We start from the raw sequence: 25348 nt of genomic DNA on the forward strand, positions 1-25348 counted from the left end.
TTAGGCGTTTTTGCGGATGACTTGGCCGTCGCGGCACATGAGGCACGCGGCGACGATGTCGTCTTCGAGGTTGATCTCGAACTGGCCTTCTTTGTTGAAGACCAGCTTGAGGAAGTCCAGCAGGTTGCGTGCGTACAGGGCCGAAGCGTCTGCCGCGACTGCGCCGGCCAGGTTGGTCGGGCCGCAAATGGTCACGCCATTCTCGATCACGACCTGGTCGGCCACGGTGAGCGGGCAGTTGCCGCCCTGGGCTGCCGCGAGGTCGATGACCACCGAACCTGGCTTCATCTGCGCCACGGTTTCTGCGCTCAGCAGCGTCGGTGCCTTGCGGCCCGGGATCAGTGCGGTGGTGATGACAATGTCAGCCTGCTTGGCACGTTCGTGCACGGCCAGGGCCTGACGTTGCATCCAGCTGGCGGGCATTGGCCGGGCGTAACCGCCGACACCGACAGCGCATTCACGCTCTTCATCGGTTTCGTACGGCACGTCGACGAACTTGGCGCCGAGGGATTCGATTTGCTCTTTTACCGCAGGACGCACGTCGGACGCTTCGATCACTGCACCCAGACGTTTCGCCGTGGCGATCGCCTGCAAGCCCGCAACACCGGCACCCAGAATCAGCACGCGCGCCGCTTTCACGGTGCCCGCAGCCGTCATCAGCATTGGCATGAAACGAGGGTAGTGGTGAGCGGCCAGCAACACGGCTTTATAGCCGGCGATGTTGGCTTGGGAGGACAGCACATCCAGGCTTTGAGCGCGGGAGGTGCGCGGCGCGGCCTCCAGTGCGAACGCTGTAATGCCGCACTCAGCCAGCTTGGCAATGGTTTCATTGCTGAACGGGTTGAGCATGCCCACCACAACGGTGCCGCTCTTGATCAGCGTCAGTTCGCTGTCGCTGGGGGCGACCACCTTGAGAATCAGCTCGGCACCAAACGCATCGTTGGCGCTGCCAATCATTGCGCCTGCCGCTTCATAGGCACTGTCGACAACGCTGGCGTTAATGCCGGCGCCGCTTTGCACAGTGACCTTGTGACCCTGGCCGATCAGCTTTTTGATGGTTTCCGGGGTTGCAGCAACCCGGGTTTCACCCGTCTGGGTTTCGAGAGGAACACCAATGTGCACGTCAAATCTCCTGCGTGATCTTATTGAGTAAACCCAGGCACTTCGGATGGTGCGGCTGGGGCGGCCGATCAGCACGATCCCGCCAAATCTGGGCGGGGCGCGGCATTTTGCAGGCGAACTTTGTGCCCTTCAAGGGATTATGACGGGTGACGGAAAATTAACTACAAGTCACCCCGTGACCGAATGTCGCAACCGACCGGCTCAATCCCTTGCAGGCCGTGCCTTGTAAGGATTCTGGCCGAAATTCAAGAATTTACACATCGGCACGGTGAATGAGGTGTCATTGCTGATGAATAGAGGCTCAAAGCCACGTCGGCAGGCACTTGTGGGACGTTTGTACTGCTTATCGATACAGTCTGCGAATATGCGACAAATACGTACATCTGTAGGGCTTTGGTTTTGCTGACTACGGGGTCAGTTAATGGGTGTAAGCCTTTATCCTTCTAGGCTGTAGCTTTGAGCCTGGGTGACCAGCCAATCGCGAAAGGCCCGTAAGGAGGCCGATTCGACCTTTCGCTCTGGAATCATCAGGTAATAGGCCTTGATGCTCGACAGTGCTTGGGGGTTGGCTATCACCAAGCGTTTCTCAGCCAGTTCGCGTTGAATCAGGAATGGCGGTATCAGCGCAATCCCCATGTCGTGCATCGCCGCTTGGGCAAGCATGGAGAATAGCTCGTAGCGCGGTCCTGTCATGTCTCGCGGCACATTAAGGTGCTGGGAGTTGAACCATTGGCGCCAGGCATAAGGCCGCGTGGTCTGTTGCAGCAGGGGCAATTCGGCGATTTGATCGGGACTCAGGTTGGTTTTTTTGCCAAGTAGCGTAGGGCTGCAAACCGGCATCGGATTTTCGCCCATCAGTCTGTGGGATTCAGTACCCGACCAATCCGCATCACCGAAATAGATCGCGGCATCGAAGTCGGTGTCGGCAAACAGGAAGGGGCGTGTGCGGTTGGTGAGGTTGACCGTCACTTCCGGGTGTTTGTGCTGGAAGTCCTTGAGCCGTGGCAGCAGCCATTGGGTGCCAAAGGTTGGCACGACGGCCAGTTCGATCACGTTGGCGCCTTGTTGCCCCATCACTGACAAGGTGTCCCGCTCCACCGCGTCGAGTTGGGTGGCTACGCGGCGGCTGTAGGAAAGTCCGGCTTCCGTCAGCTTCACCCCGCGCCGCGAGCGTCGGAACAGTTCGACGCTGAGGAACTCCTCCAGGCTAGCGATTTGTCGGCAAATGGCGCCTTGGGTGAGCGAAAGCTCCTGCGCCGCTTTGGTAAAGCTTTCGTGGCGCGCTGCCGCTTCAAAGCTGATCAGGGCGGTGGTGCTAGGGATTTTCCGGCGCATGTACTCCAACCTCACTAATACATCGCATATAGGCTATCTCGCGACGTTACGGAGTGAGAAATTAGCACAACAGTATGCAAAATCCTCGTTTGCTGTATCGCCGAACCCGGCCTAGGATCAGTCCACGTTATTTGACCCGATTCGAGAGGACACACTCATGGGCGGTAAAGCTAGCTTCAACTGGATCGATCCCCTGCTGCTGGATCAACAGCTCACCGAAGAAGAACGCATGATCCGCGACACTGCCGAGCAATTCGCTCAGCAGAAGCTTGCACCGCGTGTTCTTGAAGCTTTCCGCCATGAAAAGACTGATCCGGCGATCTTCCGCGAGATGGGCGAAGTGGGCCTGTTGGGTGCGACCATCCCCGAGCAGTACGGTGGCAGCGGCCTGAACTACGTCAGCTACGGCCTGATCGCTCGTGAGGTCGAGCGCGTCGACTCCGGCTATCGCTCGATGATGAGTGTGCAGTCCTCGCTGGTCATGGTGCCGATCAATGAATTCGGCACTGAAGCCCAGAAGCAGAAGTACCTGCCGAAGTTGGCCTCGGGCGAGTGGATTGGTTGCTTCGGTCTGACAGAGCCTAACCACGGCTCCGACCCGGGTGCGATGATTACTCGTGCACGCAAAGTCGAAGGCGGCTACAGCCTGACCGGCAGCAAGATGTGGATCACCAATAGCCCGATCGCCGATGTGTTCGTGGTTTGGGGTAAGGATGATGCAGGCGACATTCGTGGTTTCGTTCTGGAGAAAGGCTGGAAAGGCCTGAGCGCTCCGGCTATCCACGGCAAGGTTGGCCTGCGTGCGTCGATCACTGGCGAGATCGTCATGGACAACGTGTTTGTCCCTGAAGAGAACATTTTCCCTGATGTCCGCGGTTTGAAAGGCCCTTTTACTTGCCTCAACTCCGCACGTTACGGCATTTCCTGGGGCGCCCTGGGCGCTGCCGAATTCTGCTGGCACACCGCTCGCCAGTACACCCTGGACCGTCAGCAGTTCGGTCGCCCATTGGCCGCTACTCAGCTGATCCAGAAAAAACTGGCCGACATGCAGACCGAAATTACCCTCGCGCTGCAAGGCTGCCTGCGTCTTGGTCGTATGAAAGATGAAGGCACTGCGGCAGTCGAGATCACCTCGATGATGAAGCGCAACTCCTGCGGCAAGTCTCTGGACATCGCGCGCATGGCGCGTGACATGTTGGGTGGCAACGGTATTTCCGATGAGTTCGGGGTTGCTCGCCACCTGGTCAACCTGGAAGTGGTGAATACCTATGAAGGTACGCATGACGTCCACGCACTGATCCTCGGTCGCGCGCAGACCGGCATCCAGGCGTTCTATTAATAGGAGAACGTCCATGGGCGCGCTTTCGCATCTACGGGTACTGGATTTATCGCGGGTGCTGGCCGGGCCTTGGGCCGGGCAGATCCTTGCGGACCTTGGCGCCGAAGTGATCAAGGTTGAGCGCCCGGGCAATGGCGACGATACGCGCGCCTGGGGGCCTCCCTTCCTGAAAGACGCCTATGGCGAGAACACCAGCGAGGCCGCCTATTACTTGTCGGCCAATCGCAACAAGCAATCGGTGACCATCGACTTCACGCGTCCGGAGGGGCAAAAGCTGGTGCGTGACTTGGCGGCCAAGTCGGACATCCTGATCGAGAACTTCAAGGTCGGTGGCCTGGCAGCCTATGGGCTGGACTACGAATCGCTTAAGGCTATCAACCCGAATTTGATTTATTGCTCGATTACCGGGTTTGGTCAGACCGGGCCTTATGCCAAACGTGCGGGTTATGACTTCATGATCCAGGGCTTGGGTGGGCTGATGAGCCTGACGGGTCGGCCTGAAGGCGATGAGGGGGCAGGGCCAGTGAAAGTCGGTGTGGCACTGACAGACATCCTGACCGGGCTCTATTCGACAGTGGCGATTCTTGCAGCGCTGGCTCATAGGGATCATGACGGTGGCGGTCAGCATATCGACATGGCGTTGCTGGATGTTCAAGTGGCGTGCCTGGCCAACCAGGCGATGAACTATCTGACTACGGGCAATGCGCCCAAGCGCCTGGGTAATGCTCATCCGAACATCGTGCCCTATCAGGATTTTCCTACGGCGGATGGCGACTTCATCCTCACCGTGGGTAATGACGGGCAATTCCGCAAATTTGCGGAGGTGGCTGGGCAGCCTCAGTGGGCGGATGACCCGCGTTTCGCGACTAACAAACTGCGTGTTGCGAATCGTGCGGTGTTGATTCCGCTGATCCGTCAGGCGACGGTCTTCAAGACTACGGCTGAATGGGTGCTGCAGCTGGAGCAGGCAGGTGTGCCATGTGGACCTATCAATGACTTGGCCCAGATGTTTGCCGATCCTCAGGTCAAGGCGCGTGGGTTGGCTATCGAGCTGCCCCATGTGCTGGCCGGGATGGTGCCGCAGGTAGCGAGCCCTATTCGCCTGTCGGAGACGCCGGTGGAATATCGTAATGCGCCTCCGTTACTGGGTGAGCACACGCTGGAGGTTCTTCAGCGTGTATTGGGTCTGGACGCCGATGCGGTCGCCGCTTTCAAAGTGGCGGGGGTGCTCTGACGACTTCTTCTATATAGAAGGAGTGGTTTTGCTCTCCTATATAGAAGGGAATCGGTCTGTTTTCCGGCTTTCTGCAAGTTATTGATAGAAAGGCTAAATTAGGGGTTGACGGCAGATTCTGGAAGTCTATAATTCGCCCCACTTCCGGCGCAGTCGAAACGGAAAACTCCTTGATAAACAAAGAGTTACGCAGTTTTCGGCAGCGAGTTGCTTCAGGTCATCGAAGCCCAGAAGGAGTTGATCAAGCGGGGTTGTAGGGCTTGATTGACGGTTCGATCTTCTCGGTCGAAAGCGGAGAAAAAGAGGTGTTGACAGCAGCGAGTAACGCTGTAGAATTCGCATCCCGCTAACGAGAGATCGGAAGCGCAAGTGGTTGAAGTTGCAAAGGAAACTTTGAAAACTTCTGAAAATAACCACTTGACAGCAACAGAGGCTGCTGTAGAATGCGCGCCTCGGTTGAGACGAAAGATCTTAACCAACCGCTCTTTAACAACTGAATCAAGCAATTCGTGTGGGTGCTTGTGGAGTCAGACTGATAGTCAACAAGATTATCAGCATCACAAGTTACTCCGCGAGAAATCAAAGATGTAACCAACGATTGCTGAGCCAAGTTTAGGGTTTCTTAAAAACCCAAAGATGTTTGAACTGAAGAGTTTGATCATGGCTCAGATTGAACGCTGGCGGCAGGCCTAACACATGCAAGTCGAGCGGCAGCACGGGTACTTGTACCTGGTGGCGAGCGGCGGACGGGTGAGTAATGCCTAGGAATCTGCCTGGTAGTGGGGGATAACGCTCGGAAACGGACGCTAATACCGCATACGTCCTACGGGAGAAAGCAGGGGACCTTCGGGCCTTGCGCTATCAGATGAGCCTAGGTCGGATTAGCTAGTTGGTGAGGTAATGGCTCACCAAGGCGACGATCCGTAACTGGTCTGAGAGGATGATCAGTCACACTGGAACTGAGACACGGTCCAGACTCCTACGGGAGGCAGCAGTGGGGAATATTGGACAATGGGCGAAAGCCTGATCCAGCCATGCCGCGTGTGTGAAGAAGGTCTTCGGATTGTAAAGCACTTTAAGTTGGGAGGAAGGGCAGTAAATTAATACTTTGCTGTTTTGACGTTACCGACAGAATAAGCACCGGCTAACTCTGTGCCAGCAGCCGCGGTAATACAGAGGGTGCAAGCGTTAATCGGAATTACTGGGCGTAAAGCGCGCGTAGGTGGTTTGTTAAGTTGGATGTGAAATCCCCGGGCTCAACCTGGGAACTGCATTCAAAACTGACAAGCTAGAGTATGGTAGAGGGTGGTGGAATTTCCTGTGTAGCGGTGAAATGCGTAGATATAGGAAGGAACACCAGTGGCGAAGGCGACCACCTGGACTGATACTGACACTGAGGTGCGAAAGCGTGGGGAGCAAACAGGATTAGATACCCTGGTAGTCCACGCCGTAAACGATGTCAACTAGCCGTTGGGAGCCTTGAGCTCTTAGTGGCGCAGCTAACGCATTAAGTTGACCGCCTGGGGAGTACGGCCGCAAGGTTAAAACTCAAATGAATTGACGGGGGCCCGCACAAGCGGTGGAGCATGTGGTTTAATTCGAAGCAACGCGAAGAACCTTACCAGGCCTTGACATCCAATGAACTTTCCAGAGATGGATTGGTGCCTTCGGGAACATTGAGACAGGTGCTGCATGGCTGTCGTCAGCTCGTGTCGTGAGATGTTGGGTTAAGTCCCGTAACGAGCGCAACCCTTGTCCTTAGTTACCAGCACGTCATGGTGGGCACTCTAAGGAGACTGCCGGTGACAAACCGGAGGAAGGTGGGGATGACGTCAAGTCATCATGGCCCTTACGGCCTGGGCTACACACGTGCTACAATGGTCGGTACAGAGGGTTGCCAAGCCGCGAGGTGGAGCTAATCCCAGAAAACCGATCGTAGTCCGGATCGCAGTCTGCAACTCGACTGCGTGAAGTCGGAATCGCTAGTAATCGCGAATCAGAATGTCGCGGTGAATACGTTCCCGGGCCTTGTACACACCGCCCGTCACACCATGGGAGTGGGTTGCACCAGAAGTAGCTAGTCTAACCTTCGGGAGGACGGTTACCACGGTGTGATTCATGACTGGGGTGAAGTCGTAACAAGGTAGCCGTAGGGGAACCTGCGGCTGGATCACCTCCTTAATCGACGACATCAGCTGCTCCATAAGTTCCCACACGAATTGCTTGATTCATTGAAGAAGACGATAGAAGCAGCTTTAAGCTCCAAGCTGATAGCTCAACGCTAACAGTTACGCGCTCGAAATTGGGTCTGTAGCTCAGTTGGTTAGAGCGCACCCCTGATAAGGGTGAGGTCGGCAGTTCGAATCTGCCCAGACCCACCAATTTTGTATGGGGCCATAGCTCAGCTGGGAGAGCGCCTGCCTTGCACGCAGGAGGTCAACGGTTCGATCCCGTTTGGCTCCACCATTAACTGCTTCTGCTGTTAGAGTTTAGAAATGAATATTCTGAAGTGAATATTGATTTCTAGTCTTTGATTAGATCGTTCTTTAAAAATTTGGGTATGTGATAGAAAGATAGACTGAACGTTACTTTCACTGGTAACGGATCAGGCTAAGGTAAAATTTGTGAGTTGCTCTTAATTGAGTATTATCGAATTTTCGGCGAATGTCGTCTTCACAGTATAACCAGATTGCTTGGGGTTATATGGTCAAGTGAAGAAGCGCATACGGTGGATGCCTTGGCAGTCAGAGGCGATGAAAGACGTGGTAGCCTGCGAAAAGCTTCGGGGAGTCGGCAAACAGACTTTGATCCGGAGATGTCTGAATGGGGGAACCCAGCCATCATAAGATGGTTATCTTAAGCTGAATACATAGGCTTAAGAGGCGAACCAGGGGAACTGAAACATCTAAGTACCCTGAGGAAAAGAAATCAACCGAGATTCCCTTAGTAGTGGCGAGCGAACGGGGACTAGCCCTTAAGTGGCTTTGAGATTAGCGGAACGCTCTGGAAAGTGCGGCCATAGTGGGTGATAGCCCTGTACGCGAAAATCTCTTAGTCATGAAATCGAGTAGGACGGAGCACGAGAAACTTTGTCTGAATATGGGGGGACCATCCTCCAAGGCTAAATACTACTGACTGACCGATAGTGAACTAGTACCGTGAGGGAAAGGCGAAAAGAACCCCGGAGAGGGGAGTGAAATAGATCCTGAAACCGTATGCGTACAAGCAGTGGGAGCCCACTTTGTTGGGTGACTGCGTACCTTTTGTATAATGGGTCAGCGACTTATTTTCAGTGGCGAGCTTAACCGAATAGGGGAGGCGTAGCGAAAGCGAGTCTTAATAGGGCGTCTAGTCGCTGGGAATAGACCCGAAACCGGGCGATCTATCCATGGGCAGGTTGAAGGTTGGGTAACACTAACTGGAGGACCGAACCGACTACCGTTGAAAAGTTAGCGGATGACCTGTGGATCGGAGTGAAAGGCTAATCAAGCTCGGAGATAGCTGGTTCTCCTCGAAAGCTATTTAGGTAGCGCCTCATGTATCACTGTAGGGGGTAGAGCACTGTTTCGGCTAGGGGGTCATCCCGACTTACCAAACCGATGCAAACTCCGAATACCTACAAGTGCCGAGCATGGGAGACACACGGCGGGTGCTAACGTCCGTCGTGAAAAGGGAAACAACCCAGACCGTCAGCTAAGGTCCCAAAGTTATGGTTAAGTGGGAAACGATGTGGGAAGGCTTAGACAGCTAGGAGGTTGGCTTAGAAGCAGCCACCCTTTAAAGAAAGCGTAATAGCTCACTAGTCGAGTCGGCCTGCGCGGAAGATGTAACGGGGCTCAAACCATACACCGAAGCTACGGGTATCACTTAGGTGATGCGGTAGAGGAGCGTTCTGTAAGCCTGTGAAGGTGAGTTGAGAAGCTTGCTGGAGGTATCAGAAGTGCGAATGCTGACATGAGTAACGACAATGGGTGTGAAAAACACCCACGCCGAAAGACCAAGGTTTCCTGCGCAACGTTAATCGACGCAGGGTTAGTCGGTCCCTAAGGCGAGGCTGAAAAGCGTAGTCGATGGAAAACAGGTTAATATTCCTGTACTTCTGGTTATTGCGATGGAGGGACGGAGAAGGCTAGGCCAGCTTGGCGTTGGTTGTCCAAGTTTAAGGTGGTAGGCTGGAATCTTAGGTAAATCCGGGATTCTAAGGCCGAGAGCTGATGACGAGTGTTCTTTTAGAACACGAAGTGGTTGATGCCATGCTTCCAAGAAAAGCTTCTAAGCTTCAGGTAACCAGGAACCGTACCCCAAACCGACACAGGTGGTTGGGTAGAGAATACCAAGGCGCTTGAGAGAACTCGGGTGAAGGAACTAGGCAAAATGGCACCGTAACTTCGGGAGAAGGTGCGCCGGTGAGGGTGAAGCATTTACTGCGTAAGCCCATGCCGGTCGAAGATACCAGGCCGCTGCGACTGTTTATTAAAAACACAGCACTCTGCAAACACGAAAGTGGACGTATAGGGTGTGACGCCTGCCCGGTGCCGGAAGGTTAATTGATGGGGTTAGCTAACGCGAAGCTCTTGATCGAAGCCCCGGTAAACGGCGGCCGTAACTATAACGGTCCTAAGGTAGCGAAATTCCTTGTCGGGTAAGTTCCGACCTGCACGAATGGCGTAACGATGGCGGCGCTGTCTCCACCCGAGACTCAGTGAAATTGAAATCGCTGTGAAGATGCAGTGTATCCGCGGCTAGACGGAAAGACCCCGTGAACCTTTACTATAGCTTTGCACTGGACTTTGAATTTGCTTGTGTAGGATAGGTGGGAGGCTTTGAAGCGTGGACGCCAGTTCGCGTGGAGCCAACCTTGAAATACCACCCTGGCAACTTTGAGGTTCTAACTCAGGTCCGTTATCCGGATCGAGGACAGTGTATGGTGGGTAGTTTGACTGGGGCGGTCTCCTCCTAAAGAGTAACGGAGGAGTACGAAGGTGCGCTCAGACCGGTCGGAAATCGGTCGTAGAGTATAAAGGCAAAAGCGCGCTTGACTGCGAGACAGACACGTCGAGCAGGTACGAAAGTAGGTCTTAGTGATCCGGTGGTTCTGTATGGAAGGGCCATCGCTCAACGGATAAAAGGTACTCCGGGGATAACAGGCTGATACCGCCCAAGAGTTCATATCGACGGCGGTGTTTGGCACCTCGATGTCGGCTCATCACATCCTGGGGCTGAAGCCGGTCCCAAGGGTATGGCTGTTCGCCATTTAAAGTGGTACGCGAGCTGGGTTTAGAACGTCGTGAGACAGTTCGGTCCCTATCTGCCGTGGACGTTTGAGATTTGAGAGGGGCTGCTCCTAGTACGAGAGGACCGGAGTGGACGAACCTCTGGTGTTCCGGTTGTCACGCCAGTGGCATTGCCGGGTAGCTATGTTCGGAATAGATAACCGCTGAAAGCATCTAAGCGGGAAACTAGCCTCAAGATGAGATCTCACTGGGACCTTGAGTCCCCTGAAGGGCCGTCGAAGACTACGACGTTGATAGGTTGGGTGTGTAAGCGCTGTGAGGCGTTGAGCTAACCAATACTAATTGCCCGTGAGGCTTGACCATATAACACCCAAGCAATTTGACTACTCGAAAGAGCATCAGATTGCGGTGTGTGAAGACGAAACGAACCGAAAGTTCGAGATACTCGCAAAACACCGAAAGCTGTCACATACCCAATTTGCTGAAGCGAGACCAACAGGTCACGACTCAGTACCCGAATTTCTTGACGACCATAGAGCATTGGAACCACCTGATCCCATCCCGAACTCAGCAGTGAAACGATGCATCGCCGATGGTAGTGTGGGGTTTCCCCATGTGAGAGTAGGTCATCGTCAAGATTGAATTCCGAAACCCCAATTGCGCAAGCAGTTGGGGTTTTGTTTTAGTAGAAGTCACCAATTTTGCTGGCACGTTACGGCTGTAACGGGCTGGTCACAGAATTTCTTGACGACCATAGAGCATTGGAACCACCTGATCCCATCCCGAACTCAGCAGTGAAACGATGCATCGCCGATGGTAGTGTGGGGTTTCCCCATGTGAGAGTAGGTCATCGTCAAGATTGAATTCCGAAACCCCTGTCTGCTAACGCAGACAGGGGTTTTGTCTTTCTGGGGTCGTCCTAAAAGCTTCACTCCAGACTACTCTTTGCGCGCCTTACTGCTTCTGCGAGCCACCAACGTCCAACAATAATTCAGCCTTGCCGCTCCAGCGTCACCCACCAGCGAGTGCGGTAGCGCAACTGCACCGGCAGGGTTTGCGGGAGGATGGCCAGCAGCTTATCGGTGCTCTCCAAACGGAAGACTCCCGACAGCCGCAAGTCGGCAATGTCCGCTGAGCACGCCAGATAACCGTGCCGGTAGCGTGCGACTTCATTGAGAAAATCCCCCAGGCGCATGTTGCGAGTGACGATCAGGCCATCGACCCATGCACCGGCATCCATATCCAGCGGTGCAGCCAGTTTCGCCTGGTGGTGATCGATCAAATAACTCTGTCCGGCCTGTACCCGAATCGGCTCACCGTCGGCGGCCCGTGGCGAATGAATCGCGACCATGCCGCTGGTGACACTGAGTCGTGTGCAGTCATCCTCCTGACGCAGGATGAACCGCGCACCCACACCTTCATACACGCCATGCCGACTGTGTACCCGCAACGGTCGGTCAAATGAAGACGCTTCGTCGCTCCCGCCGCAGGTCACGATGATCTCGCCGCGCGTCAGTTTGATCAGCCGTTGCTGCGCGGTGTAATCGAGATCCACCGCGCTGGCAGTGTTGAGCTCAAGGCGGGTGCCGTCGGGCAATTGGAAACCACGTCGCTCACCCATGGCGGTGGCGAAGTCGGCGGTCCATTGTTGCCAACCCACCGCATCCTTGCCCAGCCATGCCACAGAACCCATCAGCAATGCGCCCGACAGCAACTTCAGAGCTTGTCGTCGTCCCAATCCCTGGGCGCTGTTTTCCAGCGTGTTGAAAGCAACTTGAGCACCGGGCACCGCGCGCAGATTGCTGTTCAACTCGTGCTGCAGGGACTGCACACGCCGCCACGCCAATTCGTGTTCAAAATGCTCAGCGCGCCAGACATCGCATTGCTGGCGCAACCTTGGATTGGCCGCATTGTTGCGCAGCCGCAGCAGCCAATTGATGGCCTGTTTGACCACCTTCTGCTGAGGTTCACCGCGTCGGTGAAGTGACGAGTTATCCACAGACATCACGCTTCATACCGCAAGACATAGCAGTGATACAGCGCATCAGCGACATAACGTTCCACCGACTCAGGGACAAGCCCATCTGCTCGGCAATCTGCTTGTGAGTAAGCCCTTCGCACTGAGCCAACAAAAATGCCTGACGTACTCTCGGCTTCAGGCCTTCAAGCATGCGATCGCGTAGCCACGCGTTAAGCCAACCGTGATGGCTACTGTAAAGCGTCTGAACGGCAAACCCAGGTGAGTACATGAACGCGACAGCCCGAACGTCACAAATGATAATTAGTCGCATTGTTATCAAGGGTTACTGAATTTGCAACTGCCGGTCGAACAACCGTCATCACAAAAATACTATTCGACCGCTCTAGCATGCCGTTCGGCGGGAATGCCGGGCATTTCTTACAAACCCCTAAGATTTCTCCGACTTGTGCCGACAGACTGGTGAGACATGCGTGCACCAAAGTAGAGCGGACGAAGAATGCCGCCTGCGCTGTTACATGGAATGTTGCACCTGGAACGCATCCCCACTTTTTGCATAAGAAGTCCCATGAAATGAATCTCAAATTCAGCCATAAAATCCTTCTGGCCGCCTCTGGCGTCGTGGTGCTGGCTTTTGCGTTGTTCACTTTGTACAACGACTATCTGCAGCGAAACACCATCCGGCAAAATCTCGAATCCTCCGTCCAGCAAGCCGGCGATCTGACCGCCAGCAGCGTGCAGAACTGGATGAGCGGCCGTGTGCTGGTCCTGGAAAACCTCGCACAGAACGTCGCTCATCAAGGCGCAAACGCAGACTTGCCAGGACTGGTTGATCAACCGGCCTTCACCTCGAACTTCCAGTTCACCTACGTTGGCCAGGCCAATGGCGTGTTCACGCAACGCCCCGACGCGAAGATGCCGGACGGTTACGATCCGCGTCAGCGTCCTTGGTACAAGCAAGCTGTGGCTGCCGACAAGACCATGCTGACGCCGCCCTACATGGCCGCCATCGGTGGTTTGGTGGTGACCATCGCGATGCCGGTGAAGAAGGACGGCGAATTGCTGGGCGTGGTCGGCGGTGACCTGAGCCTGGAAACCCTGGTGAAGATCATCAATTCGGTGGACTTCGGTGGCATCGGCCACGCGTTCCTCGTCAGCGCCGACGGTCAAGTGATCGTCAGTCCGGACAAAGATCAGGTGATGAAAAACCTGAAGGACATTTATCCAAACTCGGGCGTGCGCATCGAGAAGGGCAATCAGGACGTCACCCTGAACAAGCAGGACCGCATCCTCTCGTTCACCCCGGTGAGCGGTTTGCCGAATGCCGAGTGGTACATCGGTCTGTCGATCGACAAGGACAAAGCCTACGCGCCACTGAGTCAATTCCGTACTTCGGCACTGATCGCCATGTTCATCGCCGTCAGCGTTATTGCGGTACTACTGAGTTTGCTGATCAACGTGCTGATGCGTCCGCTGACCACCATGGGCCGAGCGATGCAGGACATTGCCCAGGGCGAAGGCGACCTGACCCGTCGTCTGGCCGTGGAAAGCAAAGATGAGTTCGGCGAGTTGGGCGGTTCGTTCAACCAGTTCGTGGAGCGGATTCACGCGTCGATTTCCGAAGTGTCCTCGGCGACCCGTCAGGTCCACGATTTGTCGCAGCGCGTGATGGCATCGTCCAACGCATCGATCGTCGGTTCCGACGAACAAAGCGCGCGCACCAACAGCGTGGCGGCGGCGATCAACCAACTGGGCGCCGCTACTCAGGAAATCGCCCGCAATGCCGCCGATGCTTCGCAGCACGCCAGCGGCGCGAGCGAACAGGCGGACGACGGTCGTCAGGTGGTGGAGAAAACCATCCTGGCCATGACCGAGCTGTCGCAGAAAATCAGCCTGTCCTGCACCCAGATCGAAACCCTGAACGCCAGCACTGACAACATCGGGCATATTCTCGATGTGATCAAAGGCATCTCTCAGCAGACCAACTTGCTCGCGCTCAACGCCGCCATCGAAGCGGCGCGTGCCGGTGAAGCCGGCCGCGGTTTTGCGGTGGTGGCGGACGAAGTGCGCAACCTAGCGCATCGTACGCAGGAATCGGCGGAAGAGATCCACAAGATGATCACCTCGCTGCAGATCGGTTCTCGCGAAGCAGTGACGACCATGAACGCCAGTCAGGTCTCCAGCGAAGAGACTGTCGAAGTGGCAAACCAGGCGGGCCTGCGGCTGGTCAGCGTGACCCAGCGTATCGGCGAAATCGACGGCATGAACCAGTCGGTGGCCGCGGCCACGGAAGAGCAGACCGCCGTGGTGGAAACCCTCAACGTCGACGTCAACCAGATCAACTTGCTGAACCAGCAAAGCGTGGCCAACCTCAATGAAACGTTGAAGGATTGCGATGCGCTGTCGTTGCAGGCGAACCGGTTGAAGCAGTTGGTGGGTAGCTTCAAGATCTGATCACGTTAAGGGTCAATCGCGGGCAAGCCCGCTCCCACAGGATTTTCGGCGAACACAAGATTTGTGTACGACCGGAATACTGTGGGAGCGGGCTTGCCCGCGAAAGCGGTGTGTCAGTCACCGCGGAACCAAAGCCTTAAGCAAACAGCTTCAACACATTATTCATCGCATCATCCGCAAACCCCTGCACAAAATCCTTGAACCCCGGCAACGCCTCATCCCCCCCCTGCGCCGGTTCGGCAATGATGGTCCAGGTCGCCCGCGACTGGCCCGCACCCAGCGGTTCAACACTCATCGCCGCCCACAAACTGGCCACGCCCAGCGTGTTATAAATCGTGGTCCACGTCATGTTCAGCGCCTGGTCGTCCCGCGAGTTGAGTTGCTCGACCACCAGGTTACCGTCCTTGAAGAATTTCTTGCGCAGCGACGAAACGCCTTCGCCAGTCATCTCTATGTGCGACAGCGCCGGGATAAATTGATCGAAGCCGGCAAAATTGCCGACCACCGCCCAGACCTTCGCAGCGTCAGCCGGCACCTCCACTGAAGACACAACGTGGCAGCCTTGAGGGTTTTTGATCAGGGTATCGGGTTGCAGGGTTTTCATGGTTTTGCTCCGGTTGAGTGAATCAGATGAAATTGATTTCTTTGAGGTAGTCGCAACCGCGACGCAGCAGCGCCGGGGATTTTTCCGGGTAGTGCGCGCCCATCTGCCGAACGCCGGCCTGAGCGTTGGCGTGGCCGATCATCGAGATGTCGCCGATGTCTTCTTCGAAGCCGTTGAGATAGAAACCGAGCACGCCGAACAGCGCGTTATCGCTGTCGACCCGGCCCAGTTGCTGCTGCCAGTCGGCAACGCTGACCATGGAAAACTCCCGGCCCGCCTCACGGAATGACGCGACGTAGTCGTCCCAACTGAGAGGCTCGGGGTTGTGCAGGTTGAACACCGCTTTTTCAGGCGAATAACGGCTGGCGTGAAAGGCGATGAAGCGGGCGAGAAAGTCCACCGGCATCAGGTCGAAATTCAGCGCGAACTCCGGCACCTGGCCGAGCTGAATCGAGCCCTTGAGCATCAGCATCAAGCGATTTTTATGCGGCTGACAGACGCCGGTCATGCTGTTGAAACTGATGTTGCCGGGGCGATAAAGATTGACCCGCACCCCAAGCTCGCGCGCCCGCTCGAGGATCCGTTCGCCGACCCATTTGGACAGGTTGTAGCCGTTCTTGATGTAGATCGGTGGGGTCTGCGCGGCGGGCAACTCCAGCACCCGGCCGTCGTCGGCAATCGTGCTGGACGCCGACAGCGTGGAGACGAAATTGAAGATCTTCTTGCTGCGCCCCTCGCACAGCCGAAGGCATTCGAAAATCGGCTCGACGTTGTCCCGCGCCAGCGACTCGTAATCGAGCACGTGATTGACGTTGGCGGCGTTGTGCACCAACGCGCCGAACTCCCGGTCGAGGTGTTCGTAAACGTCTGCATCGAGACCCAATGCCGGTCGCGTGATATCCGCCGCATAAACCTGCACCCGACTCAGGTCCAGATGCTCCAGACGGTTTTCCCGTAGCGCATGAGCGAAGCGCTCTGCCGCCGATTGCCCGCCGCCATCACGCACCAGGCAGACGACTTGACTGGCGCCCCACGCCAGCAACGCCTCGACGATGTGCACACCGACAAAACTGTTGGCGCCGGTGACGATCACCTTGTGCACATCGCCCATGCGGCTGATGGGCAGCGGCTGAATATCCAGCTCGCGGAAGGCATCCGCCAGCGCCTGTGCGCTCAGGACTTCCTCGGTGCCGGAGCCGCGCACCAGCGTCGCCAACTTCGCAATGGTCGGCAATTCAATGAAGCGGTTGATCGAGATACTGCGGCCGAATTCCTCACGCAATCGCAAGAGCATCCGTGACAACAGAATCGAATGGCCGCCCAGATTGAAGAAACTTTCGTCGGTCGAAATATCGCTGGCCGGCAACTCCAGCAGCTCGGCCCAGATCTCCAGCAACAGCGCTTCATCGGCACTGGCGGGCAAGCGCCGCAAGGTGTTTTCGGCAACATTCACCGGCATCGCTAGCAGGGCTTTGCGGTCGACCTTGCCGTTGCTGGCGAACGGCATGCTCGGCAGCTCGGTCCAGGCGATGGGTTGCATGTAGTCTGGTAAAAACTGCGTCGAGTGAGCCTTCAAGGCTTCGCGAGCGACGCCCGGTTGTGCCTCCTGAGGTTGTGAGAGAAAGGCCAGAATCCGTCGCTGACTGTCGATGACCACCGCCACCTGACGGTACAACTGGCTGTCGCGCAGGCAGCGTTCGATCTCTTCCGGCTCGACCCGAAAGCCGCGAATCTTCACCTGATTGTCCCGCCGTCCGCACAGCTCGATGCCGTCGCGGGTCCATTTCGCCATGTCTCCCGTCCGGTAGGCGCGCAGGCTCTGGCCGTCCGGCAGATTCAAGTCAAGGTAACGCTCGGCGGTCTGCTGCGGGTTGTTCAGATAACCCAGACACACCCCTGGCCCGACGATGTACAACTCACCGACGGTCTGCTCGGCCACCGGTTGAAACGCTTCGTCGAGAATCAGCACCTGGCTGTTGGCGATCGGCGCCCCGAGTGTGCGGTTGCTGTCGCCGGCGCGCAGCTGGCGCGCGGTGATCAGCACCGTCGCTTCGGTCGGGCCATAGAGGTTGTAGAGGTTGCCCTGACGGGTGAGCTGCTCGATGACATAGGGCTCGCAGACGTCGCCGCCAGTCATCACATGATCCAGAACCTGCAACTGATCCAGCGGCAGAATGCTCAACAGTGCCGGCGGTAAAAACGCGTGGCTGAGGCGTTGATGGCGGATCAGCTCGACCAGTTGCAAGGGATCGCGGCGCTGGTCGTCGCTGGGCACGATCAGCTCGGCACCCTGAAGCAGGGTCGGGAAAATATCGATCAGCGACGAGTCGAAACTCAACGACGAAAACTGCAAGGCCCGACTGTGCTCGGTCAGCTGCACATAGTCGGCGTACCACGCGGTGAAGTGCGCGAGGTTGGCCTGGCTGAGCAACACGCCTTTGGGATGCCCGGTGGTGCCCGAGGTGTAGAGCGCCATGCAAGGCGCATTGAGGTCGGGTCGCTGGCGCATCAAGGGTTGGCCGAGGTCGACGTCAGCGCAGTCGACACGGCTGATGTCCAGCCCCGGCATTTCGTCGGCGAGGGGATGCTGGCCGTCATGCAGCAGCAACACCGCTCCGGCATTCGAAAGGATGTACTGCTGACGTTGCAGCGGGTGGCTCGGCTCCAGCGGCAAATACACCGCGCCGCTGCCCAGAATCGCCAGAATCGCCGCATACAGCGCACTGCATTTCGGCAGGCAAATCCCGACCACCAGCGGCCCTTGATGCCGAGCGAGCAATGGCAACAGGCGCTGCTGGATCGCGCGGCTGTGGGCGTGCAATTGCCGATAACTGACCGAGGTACCGTCGATGTTAAGCGCAGGGCGTTCGGCGGACTCGACGAAGCGCTGTTCCAGACGCTCGATCATCGGGATCCGGGCGAGTTGCTGCAGCCACGGTTGAGCTGTGTTGTTGAGTTGATGGACGAACGCCAGACCCTCTAGAAATTGCAGGTTTTCCAGCCGCTCGAAGTGAGCCGCCGCTGCCGGCTCGGCGTGCAGAAAATACCCTTCATCCCGGGAGAAGCGGCTGACCAGCAGCGCGACGTGATCCACCAGTTCCGCCACAGCTCGCAGGCGCAATGCCTGGCCGTTTCCCGAAGTTTCATCGGCAATCGGCACGCGAGTGAACAGTCTTGATCTGTGCATGCACAGCAGGTCTATCGGCGGCAGCCCGGAGACGCCTGACTCGCCGACGTCCAGTTGCAATGTCAGTTGCGGCGCATCACTCAGGACTGAAAACGCTTGGCTAGCGTCGTCGATCAGCAGATCGAATGACGGCAGCTCGTCGAACGCCTCGAACCGCACCAGCGAATGACCCTGTTGTTCCAGTTCCAGCGCCAGGTCGGTCAAGGCCTGGCTTTGCCCAATGAGCAGAATGTCGAGACGTCTCATGATGTTCTCCTCGTTAAATCAGGTAGTCGCTGAGGGCGTCTTGCACGCACGGCGAATCCAGCAGCGAACTGCTGCGGAAAAACCGCACGATGTTGGCGACCAGCGGGTGATGACGATTGATCGGGAAGGCCATCCCCGAGATTTCGTTCTTGAGTGCCTGGCGTGCCGCGTCGCTGATCTGCAAGGATTCGATCAAGCGGAAGTCGAAGGACTTCTGGATGTCGTTGGTCAGGTAATGGCCGATGAACACCGGCAGAATCTGTGCAATCTGCTGGCGGTCGTCTTCGCTCGCGGTGTGCCAGTAGATGCGCACCATCCGCGACCAGAACCCTGAGTGGCGGCCCTCATCGAGCAAGTGGTCGGCCATCAGGCCCTTGATCGATTGCTTGACCGTGTCGTCCTTGGCAAACGCCGCCACATCGCCGGTCACGGTGTTCTCGGCGATGGCCACGCAAATCAGTTCCACGGCGCTGCGCAAGTGTTCCGGCGCAAGGGTCACGGCTGCCGGAATCGCCCGGCTCAGCTCGATTTCATCCGGCAGCTGGATCGGCGTGATGCCGGTCATGGCAACGGTCTGCTGCATGAAGTCCATTGCCACCAGCGCGTGGTAATCCTCGTCCACCACCACAGTCATGGCGTCATACCGACAGGCAAACGGAAACGCCACGGCGAAGCGATTCTTGGCGATGCTGCGGGCGGTCTTGTCGACGATCTCGGTTTCGAAAATCACCACGTCGTTGATGAATTTGTAGAGCGTCTGCACCAGCGCGAAGTCCCGTTGTTCCGGGCATTCACGCAGGAAGGTTTCACTCAGCACCAATGGCTGGCGACTCAACGGATAGATCAGCTTGTCATCGTTCTCCAGCACTCGCCGTGGCCGCGTGCGGATGGTGGCGCGGCTCTCCCAGGCGTCGGCGAAGGATTGGTAGTCGGCGGCGTTCATGCATTCACCTCGGCAACCGGTTCGCTCATGCTCAGGCGCAAGCCATCCCACAAGGCAATACGGCTTTCCACTGCGGCGATGGCGCTGGCGTAGACGTCTTCTTCGCGTTGCGAATCGCCATTGACCAGGCGTGCCAGGAGTTTTTCTGCCGCCGGACCGTGGTCCTCGGAGTCGACTTCGATGTGCCGTTCCAGGTAATACCGAAAGGTCGGCGCTTGCTCGATGCCGATGCCCCAATCGTCGAGAATCCGCTGGAACATCTGCGGAATTACACTCTCACGACCATGCAAAAACGCAGCGGCAACACTGTGTCCCGGCGCATGCAGCGCCGTGTGCAAGGTGTGCCGCACGAACTGCGCGGCCGCCGGATCGACATCAACGCTTTGCAGTGCCACGTCGTAACTCACACCTTCTTGTTGCAACGCCACGAAGCGTTCAACGGCAACCGTACTGGCACCGACTTCGCGCATCGCATCCAGGTACAACTCAAAATGGCTGTAATGACCTTGAGCCGGACGATCATCGGACTCTTCACCCAGCACAATCTCATTGATAAGGCGCGCAGCCTGCGGATCTCGCGGCGGCAGCCAGGGCAGTTGAACGCAGGTCAGTTCCTGTTGCAGGCGCTTGGTCAGCGACATGAAATCCCACACCGCAAAGACATGGGTTTCCATGAAACGTTGAAGTACCGACAGCGAATGTATTTCAGAGAAAATCGGGTGCGCACTAAGTTCTGCTTTTTTTTGGTTGAGGCGGTCTTTATTCGTTTTCATGAGCGAGCCTATAAGTGATCTGAAGTGCCGTTAAGGGTGTTGTGATCAATAAGTGACGGTCGTTTAACGTTTTTTATTGGCGAGCGGATGCCTCAATTAAATTGATGTCATCAAGTGCGATAAAGTCGCTTCGGTGCCGTGTTTACTGGTGGCGGAGAAAAACTAATACACGAATAAAGTGTCGGGCAAGTTATTTTTATATTATTTGCAAGTTGTATTTTCTCGCGCGCGACACGTTCCGATAAAACTATAAGTATCAGTTTTATTTGGGCGTAGTTGCTCCTTTCGACGAAGTATCGTCAAAATTCAAATAAAGAGTGAATGCCTCACTCAAAGCAACTTTCAAAGTTGTTCCGTTGAATGCTTCAAGGGGTGGAAGTTGGCTGGGAGTGACGCCGGTGCTTCCTTTCCCGTGACAAGACTCCTTCCGTAGGTTCTTGGTGCGAGGACTGCGCCGCCAATGCGGTGCGTCGCCCGTTCATTATTCGTTGGCAGCCCAAGAGTGAGCGTAAATCACGGCCGCCGCTATCGCCCGGACGTCATCTTTGCTGGTGTATTGATGGAACTGAGGGAGGTCTGTCGATGGCAAGGCGTTGGGGAAGGGAAGTTCGGTCGCTGGATAGCTCGGTGTGAGCACAGGGGATGTGTAAGGAGATTATTCACGGCAAACCCGACGCGCAGTTCAAACTGCGCGCCCAGGTTTGGCGTCGGGATTTACCTGGATGTTTTGTTCAGCGCTTCCGGGCTGTTGAGGTAACGCGTGATCACCTCTACACCACGATTGAGGTGATTTTCGAGCAGCTTCACCGAGCGTTCGATGTCGCGGTCTTCGACGGCCAGCAACAGCGCTCGGTGGTCTTCCTGGGACAGTTTGCCCAAGCCCATGGCTTCCAGGTTGAAGCGCAGGAAGCGCTCTTCTTCGTTCAGCCCTTCTTCGACCAGCCGCAACAGCCGGCCGTTAGGTGCCTTGCAATAAAGCGCCATGTGGAAGAGGCGATTGAGGCGGCCGATCTCGCTGTAATCGTGTTCCGTTTCCATGTCGTCGATATGCTTGGCGGCCTGTTCGAAGTCTTCCTTCTCCAACAAGGGAATCGACAGGCGCAGCGCCTCGGATTCCAACAGGATTCGTAACGCATAGGTTTCGACGGCATCGCCCTGAACCAGCGGTGCAACCACTGCGCCTTTGTGGGCGATAACATTGAGCAGCGCCTGGGCTTCAAGTTGTCGCAGGGCTTCGCGCACCGGCATGCGGCTGACGCCGAACAGGTCGGCCAAATCTTGCTGGCGCAACGCGGTGCCGCAGGGAATGCGCCCGTCGAGAATGGCCGAACGCAGGGTTTCTTCAATCACCGAACGCGCCAAGTGAGCGGGAATCGGCCCGTTGACCTTGATACTGCTGAGGGGGTTGGGCTTCTGTGTCACGACTACGCACCCTGTTTGGCTGAAATATTTGGATCCAAATGGACACTAGTGACTGCCATGCAGCTTGTCAAATGGACAAAAGATCGCCGCCCGCGACTTTTCATGTCATTCACCATACAAAGTCTAGCGCGTCGGCGGTGATTGCACCGTGCCATTGTCTTTTAACGGGCTAACCTGCACCATCAACCGAATTCCACCTGCCTGACCTGGATGCCTCGCATTGGCGGTACGTTTCGCGATCCCTCGGACTTTGCGCTGGCTGTGCTGCGCGGTGCTGCTGGCCGGCGCCATGCTGGGCGGGCTGCATGCCGATTGGGATTTTTCGCTGATCAGCCGCAAGGCGCAGGCCCTGTACGGACCGTTGGGTGAAGGCCAGGCGCGCATCGATGCCTGGCAGCATTTGCTGGCCACGCAAAAACAGGTCAACGAGCTGGAACAGCTCAAGGTGGTCAATCAGTTCTTCAACAAACAGATGCGGTACGTCGAGGACATCGACCTGTGGCACGAGGTTGATTATTGGGAAACACCCATCGAAGCCCTGTGGAAGGGCGCCGGCGACTGCGAAGACTACGCAATCGCCAAGTACTTCAGCCTGCGCCATCTCGGCGTTTCCAGTGACAAGCTGCGCATCACCTACGTCAAGGCTTTGCGCCAGAACAGGGCGCACATGGTGCTGACGTACTACTCGAGCCCCGAGGCCATGCCGCTGGTGCTCGACAGCCTGATCGATGCGATTAAACCGGCCAGCCAACGAACCGATCTGTTGCCGGTCTACTCTTTCAATGCCGAAGGGTTGTGGTTGCCGGGCGCCAAGGGCAACAAGAAAGTCGGTGATACCAAACGCCTGTCCCGTTGGCAGGACGTGTTGAAGAAAATGCAGGCCGAAGGTTTCCCGGTCGAGACGACTAACTAGGAGCACGCGCTCAGATGTCTTTGTTCAAACAGCTGTTGATCGCTATCTGTCTGTTCCTGGTGGTCGCCTTCACCGGCAGCTTCATGGTCAGCCTGGAAAGCTCGCGTACACAGTACGTCAACCAGTTGCGCTCCCACGCCCAGGACGCCGCGACGGCATTGGCGCTGTCCCTGACGCCGAACATCGACGACCCGGCGATGGTCGAGCTGCTGGTCAGTTCGATCTTCGACAGCGGTTACTACGCGAGCATCCGCGTGGTCGATCTCAAGACTGATCAGACCATCGTCGAGCGCAGCGGTATTCCGGCGGTGAACAACGTGCCGGACTGGTTCGTCAAAATGATTGGCCTGGAGCCGGCCGGTGGCGATGCGCTGGTCAGCCGCGGCTGGGAACAGGCTGCGCGGGTCGAAGTGGTCAGCCATCCGATGTTCGCGTTGGCCAAACTGTGGCAGAGCGCGTTGGGCAGCCTCGGCTGGTTGCTGATCTGCGGCGCCGTGAGCGCGGTGTTGGGCGCACTGTTGCTGCGTCGACAACTGAAACCGCTGGACTACATGGTCAAGCAATCCCACGCCATTGCTCGCCGCGAATTCCTCAGCCTGCCGGAACTGCCGCGCACGCCGGAACTGCGCCGTGTGGTGCAGGCCATGAATCAGATGGTCGAGAAGCTCAAGGCGCTGTTTCAGGAACAGGCCGAACGCAGTGAAAAATTGCGGGTGGAGTCCTATCAGGACAACCTGACGGGTTTGGCAAACCGTCGCTATTTCGAGATGCAGTTGAACGCCCGGGTGAGCAATCCGGAGCAAGCCAGTTCGGGTTATTTGCTGCTGTTGCGAGTCAAAGACCTGGCCGGTTTGAACCAGCGTCTGGGCGGCCAACGCACCGACCAATTGCTGAAAGCGGTCGGTGAGCAGTTGTCCCGCGAGTGCGCCAAGTACCCGGAAACCCAGAACCTCGTCACGCGGATCCGTGGCGGTGAGTTCGCCGTGCTGGCGCCGGGGCTGGTGCGCGAAGAAGCGCTGCAGCTGGCGCAGAACCTCGACAGTGCCTTGGCGAGCCTGCATGCGACCGGCGCCACTGACGTGGCCTCTGTGGCGTCGATTGGTCTCGCGCCGTTCATTCATGGCGACTCACCGCAAGCGGTGCTCGGGCTGGGCGATCAGGCGTTGGCTCAGGCTGAAGGGCAGGGCGAACAGAGCTGGGCGTGCCTCGATCACAGCGCCTCGGCCAGCGTCGGCGATGACCATCACGCCTGGAATAACTTGCTGGATCAGGCATTGAATCAGCAGCGTTTCCAGTTGTATTTCCAACCGGTAGTGGCCAGCCAGGACACGCAACTGGTCCTGCACTACAAGGTGCTGTCGCGGTTGATTGACGAAGACGGCCAGACCATTCCCGCCGGACGCTTCCTGCCGTGGCTCGAGCGATTTGGCTGGACTGCGCGCCTGGATCGGCTGATGTTGGAGCTGGTGCTTGAGCAGATGGCCGAGCATCAAGAGTCGCTGGCGCTGAACCTGTCGTCGGCGACGTTGGCCGATCCGCAGGCGCTGAATAAAGTCTTCGAGATTTTGCGTGTTCACTCCGACCTCGGACCACGGCTGACCCTGGAAATCGGCGAGGAGCAACTGCCCGAGCAAGCGATGCTGGAAGAACTGACGCGGCGTCTGCGTGAGCTTGGGTTCTCCTTGAGCCTGCAACGGTTTGGCGGGCGCTTCAGCATGATCGGCAACCTGGCGCGGCTCGGTTTGGCATATCTGAAGATCGACGGTAGTTACATCCGGGCGATTGATCAGGAAAGCGACAAGCGCTTGTTTATCGAGGCGATCCAGCGGGCGGCGCATAGCATTGATTTGCCGTTGATTGCCGAGCGAGTGGAGACCGAAGGGGAGTTGGTGGTGATTCGGGAGATGGGGTTGTATGGGGTTCAGGGGCAGTTGTTTGGTGAGCCGAAGCCTTGGCGCTAACCCACTGATCGTTCACACGCTCTGCGTGGGAATGCAGCCCGTGACGCTCTGCGTCATATCGTTGCCAGGCGCAATGCAGGCGGCGAAGCCGGAACGCGGAGCGTCCCTGGAGGCATTCCCACGCAGAGCGTGGGAACGATCGGTGTGTGGAGTTAGATCAACCCCGTCTCGTCATCATCAATCAAATGACTCAACCCACCCAACGCCTCACGGGCCTGGTTCCGGTCCATCAGTTTGGCCTGAGCAGCGGCCGGCAAGTCGGTGACGCGGATCACGCCTTTGCTGGTCAGCACCTGAATCAAGTCGTCAAGTACCCGGATCATTTCCAGGTCGCTCTGCTTGAGCTGTTTGAGGCTGGTTTCCATCACTTCGTTGGCGTACCAGGCCTGAATCTCGTGATTATCAGCCGGCAGCGTTTCCGTGGCCTCGGCGTAGGCCGCGGCTTCCACGCGCACTAACTGACCTTGCGCATCGCGTTGCACGTAGAACATTGAGCATCCCTCAGAAATGAACCAGCGTCATGCTGTCAGCAGCATAGGCCAACTGGACGCGAGTATGCGGTGCGGCGACGAAATCGTCACCGGGGGCAAGCGCAAACGTGAC

At 56.9% G+C, this 25348-nt stretch carries 14 protein-coding genes, 2 tRNA genes, 4 rRNA genes and 1 pseudogene; 11 read left to right on the top strand and 10 right to left on the bottom strand.

Annotated features, from left to right (window positions below):
* Positions 1-1122, bottom strand: a complete 1122-nt coding sequence (locus ACYZT8_RS00215; protein ID WP_461978279.1) for a Re/Si-specific NAD(P)(+) transhydrogenase subunit alpha — start codon at positions 1120-1122, stop codon at positions 1-3.
* 435 nt (positions 1123-1557) lie between these two features.
* Positions 1558-2457, bottom strand: coding sequence for a LysR family transcriptional regulator (locus ACYZT8_RS00220; RefSeq protein WP_461978281.1), 900 nt, complete (start codon positions 2455-2457; stop codon positions 1558-1560).
* A gap of 157 nt (positions 2458-2614) precedes the next feature.
* Between ACYZT8_RS00220 and ACYZT8_RS00225 the strand changes: the two genes are divergently transcribed.
* The 8 genes from ACYZT8_RS00225 to rrf (ACYZT8_RS00260) all read left to right on the top strand — a co-directional run bounded on the left by ACYZT8_RS00225 (position 2615) and on the right by rrf (ACYZT8_RS00260) (position 11123).
* Positions 2615-3796 carry an acyl-CoA dehydrogenase gene (locus ACYZT8_RS00225; RefSeq protein WP_010465741.1) on the top strand — a complete coding sequence of 394 codons (1182 nt, stop codon included), beginning with the start codon at positions 2615-2617 and terminating at the stop codon, positions 3794-3796.
* Between the two features lie 13 nt (positions 3797-3809).
* Entirely contained in the window at positions 3810-5030 is a 1221-nt protein-coding gene (locus ACYZT8_RS00230) for a CaiB/BaiF CoA transferase family protein (protein WP_461978283.1), read from the top strand.
* 642 nt (positions 5031-5672) lie between these two features.
* Positions 5673-7211: ribosomal RNA gene (locus tag ACYZT8_RS00235) — 16S ribosomal RNA — on the top strand.
* Positions 7212-7334: 123 nt separating this feature from the next.
* Positions 7335-7411, top strand: a tRNA-Ile gene (locus tag ACYZT8_RS00240).
* A gap of 9 nt (positions 7412-7420) precedes the next feature.
* Positions 7421-7496: transfer RNA gene (locus ACYZT8_RS00245), tRNA-Ala, on the top strand.
* A gap of 239 nt (positions 7497-7735) precedes the next feature.
* Positions 7736-10627 (top strand): 23S ribosomal RNA (locus ACYZT8_RS00250).
* A 159-nt stretch (positions 10628-10786) separates the two neighbouring features.
* Positions 10787-10902, top strand: a 5S ribosomal RNA gene (rrf, locus tag ACYZT8_RS00255).
* A 105-nt stretch (positions 10903-11007) separates the two neighbouring features.
* Positions 11008-11123: ribosomal RNA gene (gene rrf, locus ACYZT8_RS00260) — 5S ribosomal RNA — on the top strand.
* The 16S, 23S and 5S rRNA genes sit together here with 2 tRNA genes alongside, the layout of an rRNA operon.
* Positions 11124-11255: 132 nt before the next feature.
* Here rrf (ACYZT8_RS00260) and ACYZT8_RS00265 read toward each other — a convergent pair.
* Positions 11256-12269, bottom strand: a complete 1014-nt coding sequence (locus ACYZT8_RS00265; RefSeq protein WP_461978285.1) for a FecR domain-containing protein — start codon at positions 12267-12269, stop codon at positions 11256-11258.
* A pseudogene (locus ACYZT8_RS00270) lies at positions 12269-12438 on the bottom strand (sigma factor-like helix-turn-helix DNA-binding protein); the annotation flags it as partial. The gene ACYZT8_RS00265 and the pseudogene ACYZT8_RS00270, both read right to left, overlap by 1 nt.
* Before the next feature lie 377 nt (positions 12439-12815).
* On the opposite strand from ACYZT8_RS00270, the gene ACYZT8_RS00275 reads away from it, so the two are divergent.
* A complete protein-coding gene (locus ACYZT8_RS00275) occupies positions 12816-14696 on the top strand; it encodes a methyl-accepting chemotaxis protein (protein ID WP_461978287.1) in 1881 nt (626 codons plus the stop codon).
* A 136-nt stretch (positions 14697-14832) separates the two neighbouring features.
* On the opposite strand, the gene ACYZT8_RS00280 is transcribed toward ACYZT8_RS00275, so the two are convergent.
* From ACYZT8_RS00280 to ACYZT8_RS00300, 5 genes are all read right to left on the bottom strand, one after another.
* Positions 14833-15300, bottom strand: a complete 468-nt coding sequence (locus ACYZT8_RS00280; protein WP_461978289.1) for an SRPBCC family protein — start codon at positions 15298-15300, stop codon at positions 14833-14835.
* A 22-nt stretch (positions 15301-15322) separates the two neighbouring features.
* Entirely contained in the window at positions 15323-18733 is a 3411-nt protein-coding gene (locus ACYZT8_RS00285; protein WP_461978291.1) for an amino acid adenylation domain-containing protein, read from the bottom strand.
* Between the two features lie 13 nt (positions 18734-18746).
* Positions 18747-19676, bottom strand: coding sequence for a diiron oxygenase (locus ACYZT8_RS00290; protein WP_461978293.1), 930 nt, complete (start codon positions 19674-19676; stop codon positions 18747-18749).
* Positions 19673-20449 carry a DUF3050 domain-containing protein gene (locus ACYZT8_RS00295; protein ID WP_109627168.1) on the bottom strand — a complete coding sequence of 259 codons (777 nt, stop codon included), beginning with the start codon at positions 20447-20449 and terminating at the stop codon, positions 19673-19675. Before ACYZT8_RS00295 ends, ACYZT8_RS00290 begins: the two co-directional genes overlap by 4 nt.
* A gap of 714 nt (positions 20450-21163) precedes the next feature.
* Positions 21164-21871, bottom strand: coding sequence for a GntR family transcriptional regulator (locus ACYZT8_RS00300; protein ID WP_461978295.1), 708 nt, complete (start codon positions 21869-21871; stop codon positions 21164-21166).
* Positions 21872-22091: 220 nt separating this feature from the next.
* On the opposite strand from ACYZT8_RS00300, the gene lapG reads away from it, so the two are divergent.
* Together lapG and lapD are read left to right on the top strand one after the other, a co-directional pair.
* Positions 22092-22784 carry a cysteine protease LapG gene (gene lapG, locus ACYZT8_RS00305; protein ID WP_461978297.1) on the top strand — a complete coding sequence of 231 codons (693 nt, stop codon included), beginning with the start codon at positions 22092-22094 and terminating at the stop codon, positions 22782-22784.
* A 14-nt stretch (positions 22785-22798) separates the two neighbouring features.
* Positions 22799-24745: a cyclic di-GMP receptor LapD gene (lapD, locus tag ACYZT8_RS00310; protein ID WP_461978299.1), complete on the top strand. Its 1947-nt coding sequence runs from the start codon at positions 22799-22801 to the stop codon at positions 24743-24745.
* A gap of 152 nt (positions 24746-24897) precedes the next feature.
* Here the strand turns inward: lapD and ACYZT8_RS00315 are convergent, their stop codons facing one another.
* A complete protein-coding gene (locus ACYZT8_RS00315) occupies positions 24898-25236 on the bottom strand; it encodes a tryptophan synthase subunit beta (RefSeq protein ID WP_131063426.1) in 339 nt (112 codons plus the stop codon).
* Positions 25237-25348 lie beyond the last annotated feature (112 nt).

The sequence above is a fragment of the Pseudomonas sp. LB3P93 genome, from assembly GCF_054898025.1.